The sequence below is a fragment of the Streptomyces sp. URMC 126 genome, assembly GCF_051386555.1.
Lineage (GTDB): Bacteria > Actinomycetota > Actinomycetes > Streptomycetales > Streptomycetaceae > Streptomyces.
The window spans coordinates 42,433-51,155 of the sequence record NZ_JBPQTX010000009.1; the positions used below are offsets into that span (position 1 = coordinate 42,433).

Sequence of the window (8,723 nt, forward strand, 5' to 3'; positions counted from 1 at the left end):
CAGCTGGGCGGGGCGTCGGCCGTGATTCGTCCACCCCCTTCCGAACAGGCGGGCGGACGGTTACGGCCGCTCGTGCGCGGCTTGCGTCCCGTTTCGCCGGACGCCTCCTGTCCGGCCGCCGGCCCGGAGGGCAACGTTCGGGAGATCGTCCGCGTCTCCGCGGACAGCATTCGTCGAGACCTGGTCACTCACGCCCGTCGATCAAAACCGTCGCTCACGCCCGTCGATCAAAACCGTTTATCAAGACCGTCGATCACCGCCCGTTCCCTCAGCCCGCCCACCCGCAGGAGGGGTCCACCATGATCAGTGGTTTCCGGGACGTCACGCCCCAGGCCATCGCGGAACTCTACGACCGGCGCAGCGAACGGACCGCGGAGCTGCTCGGCGGCAGCATCCACTTCGGCTACTGGCCCGATCCGTCCGAGGACGCCTCCGTCGCCGCGGCGTCCGGCCACATGACCCGGCTGATGACCGACGCCCTGGAGGTCCGCCCGGGCGACAGCGTCCTGGACGTCGGATGCGGCACCGGCCGGCCCGCCCTCCGGCTCGCCCGCGCCACAGGGGCCACGGTCACCGGCATCACGCTCAGCGGCGAGCAGGTGCGTCTGGCGTCCGCCGCGGCGGACGCCGAGGGCCTGGCCGACCGCGTCTCGTTCCGGATCGCCGACGCGGCGGAGCTCCCGTTCCCGCCCGGCTCCTTCGACGGCGCATGGCTGTTCGAGTCCCTGCTCCACATGCCCGACCCCCGGCACGTGCTGCGACGGATCCACGACGTGCTGCGGCCGGGGGCCCGGCTCGCGATCGCCAACGTGGTCGAACGCGCCCCCCTGCCGGCCGCGAGCCGCCGGGCCCTCGACACCTTCTGCGAGCTCAACCGGATCGCCGCGATCCTGCCGCTCGCCGACTACCCAGCGCTGCTCGCCGACGCCGGACTGGTCGTCGAGAGCGTGGCGGACGTGTCGGACCACAGCGTCCCGCAGACCTTCCGCGCCCTCTGCGCGGCCCTCCGGACGGACGGGACGGAGGTGCCCCCGGAGGAGCGGGAGGAGCTCCGTACCCTGATCGACGCCATGGACCGGCTCACCGAGACGCCTGAGGTCGGCTACGCGATCGTGGTCGCCTCCAAGCCGCGGCGTCCGCGCTGACGCCGCGGCGGTGATGACGCCGCGGCCGCGCCGAGACCACGGCAGGACCGCGACCGCCGGTCAGAGGCCGTGCTCCAGAACCCCGAAGTACCCCCGCTGCCCACCACCGTTGGGGTGGTACGACTCCCAGAACAGCGGTCCCGCCCCGTTGATCCACGGGGCGCCGGAGCAGGCTCCGTGCCCGGCGAAGGCCCGGCGGGGGTCGAGGTAGGTGAACCGCGCGGCGCGGGCGCGGTCGGCGATCACCGCGTCCAGGTGGTCGAGCGCGTCGTCCATCCGCCGGGCGTTCGGCGGGGAGGGGACCAGGCAGGAGGAGCCGCCGAAGAGGTGCGGGTATCCCAGCACCACCACGCGTGCCCCGGGCGCCCGTTGGGCGATCGCGTGGTACGCGGCGTCCAGCCGGTGGGGCAGGGAGTGGTCCATGGCGGCCTCGGCCCGGTCCGCCTCCCCGTCGCACGTGCCGGGTCCGCCGAGGCTGCAGGCCAGCATGACCCGGGAGTAGCCGACGTCGTTGCCGCCGAGTGTCAGGGTGACGAGGCGGGTGCCCGGGTCGAGCACGGCGGTCTGCTTCCGCAGCACGTCGTCGCTGGTGGCCCCGGCGCAGGCGGGGAACCGGAAGTCGCGCGTCCGGTGCGCGGCGGCCCACAACGGGCCGTAGGCGCGCGGGCTTCTGAGACAGAGCCCGCCCGTCGGGTCGTAGGGACCGGCGCCGACGCCGGAGGAGAAGGAGTCGCCGAGGGCGGCGTACGAGGCCGGGGGCGGCCCGGCGGCGGCGGGCGGCGGTGCGGACCACAGCACGGACGAGGCGGCGGCGAGGACGGCGACGAGGCGGGCGGCGCGGAAGGTCGGACGCACAGGATCTCCCCGGTTCGTGGACGGTGCGCCGTTCCTACCACTCCGAGGTGCGCCAAGAGCGGTTGAGCGTGGCCCGATTCACCTCTAAGGGGCGTCGTAGTGGGCAGGATGCCCCCATGACGATCACCCTGCACACTCCGCGACTGACGCTGCGCCGCTGGCGCGAGGACGACCTCGAACCGATGGCGGCCATCCAGGCCGACCCGGAGGTGATGCGGTGGATCAGGGACGGGTCCGTGCTGGACCGTTCCCAGACGGCCGCGGGGATCGCCGCCTGGGAACGGGAGTGGGAGGAGCAGGGCATCGGCCTCTTCGCGGCGGAACTGCGCGAGGACCGGCGGCTGATCGGGTTCGTCGGCCTGTCGGTGCCGCGTTATCTGCCGGAGATCCTGCCCGCCGTGGAGATCGGATGGCGGCTCGGCCGGCCCTTCTGGGGACGCGGGCTGGCCACCGAAGGAGCCCGCGCGGTGCTGGATTTCGCCCTGCGCGACCGCGGGCTTGCCCGGATCGTCAGTGTGCACACCGTGGGCAACGACGCCTCGGAGCACATCATGCGCAAGCTCGGGATGCGGTGTGAGCGGGAGACGAGACACCCGCTGTCCGGGGCGCCGGTCCGGGTGTACGTGCTGGAGGCCCGGCCGTGAGGGGCCCCGGCCCCCCCTGGAGAGGGCCCCCGGAACGGCTGAAGTGCGCGCCCGGCCACACCCTCACGCGCCCGTCCACCGCCCCGCTTGCGGTCGCGTTCCGGCCGTGCCTACCGTGAAATGAACGCCGCCTTCCGCACGGCCACTTCGCGAACCTCCCCACCCCTCCGGGAGGAGACGCAGCATGACGCAGGTCGTCCGCCGCGAGGCCCGTCACGGCGCCCCCCGCCCGGGCCGGTGGCGCCGGTGGAACTCGTACACCGCCGTCTTCCGGGCCTGTTGCCTGCTGATCGCGCTGGTGGTGACCGCCTGGTGCGCGGAGGGCGTGTACATCGTGATCACCGGGCACACCACGCCGTTCGAGACCTGGCGCAAGGGGAACGCGGGGTTCGACGCGCTGATCCGGTTCGTGGGCCCGGTGCTGACCGCCGGGATCGCCTCCGCCGCGTTCCTGTTCTGCTGGTACGGCTGGACCAAGCGGCGTTATCTGGCGAAGGCCCGGCGCCGTCCGCACGAGCTGGTCCCCACCGCGGGGCCCGACACCGCCGAGATCGTCGGCCGCCAGGAGGTGGCGCAGGTCATCGCGGAACGGCTGCGCGACCGGGCCACCCGGCGGCCGTACCTGCTGGTCGGCGGGTTGGGGACGGGCAAGACGGCGGTGCTGGTGCGGCTCACCGAGATGCTGGCGCGGCAGGGCGCCGTACCCGTGCCCGTCCGGCTGCGGGACACGGCCGACCAGGGCGAGCTGGACTTCGAGAAGCTGGCCCGGCGCCGGTTCGCGGAGGAGGCGCCGCAGGGCATCCTGGCCCGCAGCAAGAACGAGCGCGTCTGGCAGCAACTGCTCGCGGACGACAAGCCGGTGGTGATCGCGGACGGGCTGGAGGAGGCCGTCCTGGGCGAGCGGTTCCAGGACGACCGGGACAACATCATCCGCCGGGCCATCGAACGCGCCCACGAGGAACGCCTCCCCCTGGTCATCGCGTCCCGGCCGCACACGCCGCTGGAGGGGACCCATGCCGCGATCATCGAGCTGGAGCCGCTCAGCGAGGAGGAGGCGCTGCACTTCGTCGAGGACCGCGCCGCCGAGTCGGACGAGCGCCGGCTCGACTGGATCGTGGAGACGGCGGAGGCCACCGAGTCGCCCCTCTACCTCCAGATCGCCCGGGAGCTGCACCGCCACCACAGCCTGGAGCGCGACCGGCCGCGCAACGACCCGCACCGGCTCGACACCCGCAGCTGGGACCGGTCCACGCTGCGGCTGTGGCTGCTGGAGACCTGGTACCACGCGCTGGTCGAGGGCCGGCTGCGGGAGCACGTCGGGCTGCCGGCGCGGGAGCGCCGGGACACTCTGGAAGCGGTCTCCGCCCTGGCCTGCGCCGGGCTGCTCCAGGACAAGCTGGAGGTGGGGTTCGCCGACCTGCTGGACCGGGACGTCCACCCCGGTCCCGTCCGGCGGGCCGGGGCGACGGCGGGGCACCTGTGGGCGGGCCGCCGCTTCGACCGGTACGGCAAGCGCGGCGACGCCTTCTCCGAGTGGCACCGCGAGCGGCTCTGGGACGCCCTCCGCGAGGGTCTCGGGGACGACGAGAGACGGCAGTTGACGACGGGGAACACCGGACAGTGCCAGGCCGCGCTGGCCCGGGCGGTCAACCGGGCGGACGCGCTGGGCCTGGTCGAGGGGTTCGAGCGGAAGGTCCGCTTCCCGCACAGCGTCATCCAGGCGTACCTCGGCTTCCGGCTGCTCGCCCGCCTCGGGGAGCGCCGCGCCGGCGCCCTCGTCCAGCAGGCCCTGTCGCCGCCCGGGCCCAGCCGGGAGCTGCTCATCGCGCTGGTGCTGCTCTCCCGGGCGCGCGCGGCGGAGCTCGCGGGCACCGGCGGCGGTCTCGCCGCGGACGTCCGGCGCGACCTGCACGAGCTGTGGCGGCGGTCGCCGCTGAGCGGCCGGTCGCTCGCCGGGCAGCTCTCGGCCGCCGCCGACCGGCGGACGGACCCCAAGGCGCTCGACCTGTACGCCGCCGCGCTGGAGATGGACGCGGTGGAGGGCGAGCCGCGGCTGCTGCACACCGTCACCGCCACGCTGAACAGGCGCTGGCAGGACGTCAGGGGGAACGGCCGGACGCTGGAGGAGGCCAAGCTGGGCCTGGTCAAACAGCTCGGCGCGGCCCTGCGCGCGGCGGCCGGTAAGACCGACACCACCCCGCTGTACGAGCAGCTCTTCGAGCTGGCCCGGCAGGAGCCGTCGCACGCGGTCCGGCTGGCGGCGGCCCAGGAGTTCGGCGACGGCGGCGACGCGGCGTTCGCCGTGATCCGCCGCCGGGTCGGCGTCGACTCCGACCCGGTGGAGGAGTACCGGTCGCGGGTGGGCGCGCTGAAGGCCGAGCGGCGGCGGGCCTACGACGCCTGGGCCGCCGCGGCGCGGGGCGTGCCGGCCGGCCGGGGCTCGGACGCCGCCGCGCGGGACCGGCTCGACCGCGAGCGGCAGGCCGTCCACCGCCGCTACCGCCGGCAACGGGTGGAGCTGGTGCGGGAGTTCGTCATCCGGGCCTGGATGGTCCCGATGCTGCTCGGGTCGGTCTCCGACGGCCACCGCGACGAGGCGCGCTACCGGCTGGTGAAGTGGATGCGGCACCTCGACCCGCGGCACACCGGCGGAAGCCCCGACCTGCCGCTGGTGCTGGAGAACGCGCTCGCCCAGGGCTTCAAGTACGCGGCGAACCGGCGGAAGCGGCATCCGCTGGCGTACGAGGGCGGGCGCAGCGAGCTCATCCGGCACGCGGAGACGGTCCTCCAGCAGTCCCGGTGCTGGTACGCGCAGCTCACCCTGGTGCAGGCGCTCTGCCTGTGGAAGCTGCCGGACAGCATCGCCCGCGACGGGACGGAGGCGGACGTGGCGGCGGACCCGGAGTGCGGGGACGACGACGGAGGCCCGCCCGCCGCCCGGCCGACCACCGCGGTGCAGACGGTGCGCCGCTGGCTGTCGATGGCGGGCACGCCGGAGGGCGCCGACGGCGCGGGCGGTCCGGCGGACGGGGCGGCGGGGCGGCGGGTCCTGCACCCGTTCGTCGCCGAGGCCGGCGACCTCGCGGCGCTCGCCCTGGAGACGCGGCGCCCGGAGCGGTTCCTGTGGATCGACGAGAAGGCCGTCGTCGACACCATCGGTTCGCGCGCCTGCGCTCCCCGCCACTACCGCAAGCACAACCTGTGGCTGCCGCCCTCGGTCGGCTGGAGCACCCTCGACGCCCGCGCGCAGCGGCTGGTCGCCGACGTCCTGGTCCTGACCAACCTGATCGAACGCGACGGCCGGCCGGACGAGGTGGAGGAACGATTCCGCCGCTCACGGCAGCCGGGCGCCCCGCTTCCGCCCTGCCTCACCCAGGACCGGCGGCCCCTGCACCCCGAGCTGACGGCGGGCACCTCCGCCCTCCCGGCGCCGGGCTCCACCTGCCTGCCCACCTGTCCGTTCCGGTACTGCCCGTACCCGCCGCGCGGCGTCCGGCCGCGGGCGGAACTGCGCGAGCCCTTCTGCCGGCAGCAGCAGGCCCTGCTGCGGGGCCGGATACGGCGGCGTTCCCCCGGGGCGTTCCGCCGGCGGACGCCGCACTGGGCGGGGATGCGGGCCAGGGAGCTGCACGGGTTCTGGGAGGCGATGGCCACTCGGTCGCGGGGGTGAGGGGTGCGGCTCTGGGGCGGGGATTCCAGGCCCTGGGGGTCGGTGAGTCCCTCGAGGGTGGCAGCCCGGGCCCCGCGAGGAGCACGTCCGCCTCTGGCCTTAGGGTGTGGCGCCCCAAGCCCGCCGTACGCCCTCCGGTCCCACGCCGCCGCCCCGCAGCGTCCGGGAGCCGCCGACCGGCAGGTCCCACAGGTCGTCCCGGTTCCGGCCCGCCGCCTGCCACGCGGCCCGCACGCGGCGCAGCGGCTCCATGGGCGGTTCGGCCGACAGCAGGAAGGTGGCCCAGTGCATGGGCGCCATGATCCGCGCGCCGAGGTCCAGGCAGGCCCGTACGGCCTCCTCCGGGTCCGTGTGGACCGGCCCGAGCATCCAGCGCGGGGCGTACGCGCCGATCGGCAGCAGCGCCAGATCGATGCCGGGGTAGCGGGCGCCGATGCGTTCGAACCAGTGGCCGTAGCCGGTGTCGCCGGCGAAGTAGACGCGCCGGCCGTCCGGTGCGGTCAGCACCCAGCCACCCCACAGCGAGCGGCAGGTGTCGGTGACCGTCCGTTTGCTCCAGTGGTGGGCCGGCACGAAGTCGAAGCGGACGGGACCGGCATCGCCCCGCAGCTCGACGGCCTCCCACCAGTCCAGCTCGGTGACCCGGGTGAAGCCGCGGCGCCGGGCCCAGCGGGCGAGGCCGGCGGGGAGCAGGAGGTGGGTGTCGCGCGGGAGTCTCTTGAGGGTGGGGGCGTCGAGGTGGTCGTAGTGGTTGTGGCTGATGACGACGGCGTCCACCCGGGGCAGGTCTTCCCAGCGGACGCCCACGGGGGTGATCCGGGGCGGGGTGCCGAGGATCCGCCGAGACCACACCGGGTCGGTGAGGACGGTGAGCCCGCCGATGGAGACCACCCAGCTGGCGTGCCCGGCCCAGGTGACGGCGACCGTGGCAGCGTCGACGGCCGGGGGCGGGCCGGGCGTGCCCGGCGCCACGGGCAGCTCGGGGATCTGCCGCAGCGCCTCGGCGCCCGGCCGCAGCATCCCCTCGCGGGCGAGCCGGGCCAGCGCCCGGACACCCGGCAGCGGCGCGGTGAGCCGGTCGGCGAAGGAACGCGGCCAGGTGCGGATCTCCCCCGTCGGGCGCGGTTCCGAGAGGGGGCGCTCGGTCTGCTCGGTCATCGAAGGGCTCCGTTCGGGGGGACGGGGTGCCGGCGCGGGGCGGGAGCGGCGGCACGCTCGCCGACGGGGGTCGGGGACCTCAGGTGCCGGTGCCGGCCAGGGCGCGGAACGCCGCTTCCAGGCCGGCCAGCGTCTCCGCGACCTCCGGCAGGGCCGGCGGATCCGGGGAGTCGAGGGCGCGCTGCCGGGGTTCGTCGCCGGCGCCGAGCAGCGGCAGGGTGGAGAGCCGGACGCGCAGGGCGTCCGGGTCGTCCCCGAAGCGGTGGCCGCCGCAGACCGGGTGGCCGAGCGCCGCGCTCAGGTGGGCCTCCAGCTCGACGGAGTCCGTGACGGCCCGCCGGGCGAGGCCGGTGCGCAGCTCGCCCAGGTCGGCGTAGAGGTGGGAGCCCGCCTGCGCGGGGCGGGCGAGCGCCCCGGCCGCGGTGATCCGTTCCAGGGCGGCGGCGGCCATGGTTCCGTACAGCCGCGCGGCGGCCGCGGTGCGTTCGCGGACGGGGGGCGGTTCGGTGAGCGCCCAGCGGGCGGCGACGGCCAGGGGCGGCGCGAGTTCGGCGCGCAGCGCGTCCAGGACGGATTCCACCCGGGCGCGCAGCACGGGCCCGGGGCCGGACCGCGGGAACAGGGCGAACGCGGCCGGCCAGGCGGCCGGCAGCAGGGTCCCGGCGAGCTCGGTGAGGACCACCACGCGGTCCGGGTACATCTCGGCGGGTCCGACGAAGACGGTGGCGTGCGGGTCGTGGCGGGCGTCGCGCCACGTCTCGTCGCTGACCACGGTCAGCTCCTCGCCCGCCGCGGCCTCGCAGACCTCGTGCACGAGCTCCGGCGGGGCGACCGTGCCGGTGGTGTCGTCGGCGACCGACAGGACGAGGAAGCGCGGTCTGCCGCCCTCGGCGCGGATCCTGCGGACGGTCTCCAGCAGGGCGACGGGGTCGGGGACACCGCCGGCCTCGGCCGTGACGGGCACGTGGTAGGCGAGGCGGCCGGCGAGCCGGGCGAGCGGCGCGTACCAGGGGGCGCAGGGGCGGGTCAGCAGCACCTCGCCGCCGGCGGAGGCGAACAGGGCGAGCAGCAGCGGCTGGGCGCCGGGCGCGGCGAGGACGTCGGACCGGTCCGCGGCCAGCCCGCGGCGGGCCCAGTAGCCGCAGGCCGCCGTACGGAGGTCGGAACCGCCGCCGACGGGTTCCGGCGCGGTCCGGGGCGCGGCCTCGGCGAACCGTTCGCGCAGTTCGGGCGGGACGGGGAGACCGCGCT

6 protein-coding genes are annotated in these 8,723 nt (G+C 75.7%); 3 read left to right on the forward strand and 3 right to left on the reverse strand.

Annotated features, from left to right (window positions below; translation table 11 throughout):
* The first annotated feature begins 299 nt into the window (after positions 1–299).
* Positions 300–1,145 (forward strand): SAM-dependent methyltransferase, encoded by an 846-nt coding sequence (locus tag ACSNOK_RS02550; RefSeq protein WP_436778872.1) that lies wholly within the window; start codon positions 300–302, stop codon positions 1,143–1,145.
* Positions 1,146–1,205: 60 nt separating this feature from the next.
* On the opposite strand, the gene ACSNOK_RS02555 is transcribed toward ACSNOK_RS02550, so the two are convergent.
* Complete coding sequence (locus tag ACSNOK_RS02555) at positions 1,206–2,000, reverse strand: SGNH/GDSL hydrolase family protein (RefSeq protein ID WP_436778873.1); 795 nt, start codon at positions 1,998–2,000, stop codon at positions 1,206–1,208.
* Positions 2,001–2,116: 116 nt separating this feature from the next.
* On the opposite strand from ACSNOK_RS02555, the gene ACSNOK_RS02560 reads away from it, so the two are divergent.
* Both ACSNOK_RS02560 and ACSNOK_RS02565 read left to right on the forward strand, forming a co-directional pair.
* Positions 2,117–2,644, forward strand: a complete 528-nt coding sequence (locus tag ACSNOK_RS02560; protein ID WP_436778874.1) for a GNAT family N-acetyltransferase — start codon at positions 2,117–2,119, stop codon at positions 2,642–2,644.
* Positions 2,645–2,828: 184 nt separating this feature from the next.
* Positions 2,829–6,314 (forward strand): ATP-binding protein, encoded by a 3,486-nt coding sequence (locus tag ACSNOK_RS02565; RefSeq protein WP_436778875.1) that lies wholly within the window; start codon positions 2,829–2,831, stop codon positions 6,312–6,314.
* Positions 6,315–6,413: 99 nt separating this feature from the next.
* Here the strand turns inward: ACSNOK_RS02565 and ACSNOK_RS02570 are convergent, their stop codons facing one another.
* The gene (locus ACSNOK_RS02570) at positions 6,414–7,472 is read right to left on the reverse strand and encodes an MBL fold metallo-hydrolase (RefSeq protein WP_436778876.1); all 1,059 of its coding nucleotides are present in this window, start codon (positions 7,470–7,472) and stop codon (positions 6,414–6,416) included.
* A gap of 79 nt (positions 7,473–7,551) precedes the next feature.
* Positions 7,552–8,723: pyridoxal phosphate-dependent aminotransferase (locus ACSNOK_RS02575; RefSeq protein ID WP_436778877.1), on the reverse strand; the 1,172-nt coding region annotated here is incomplete at its 5' end.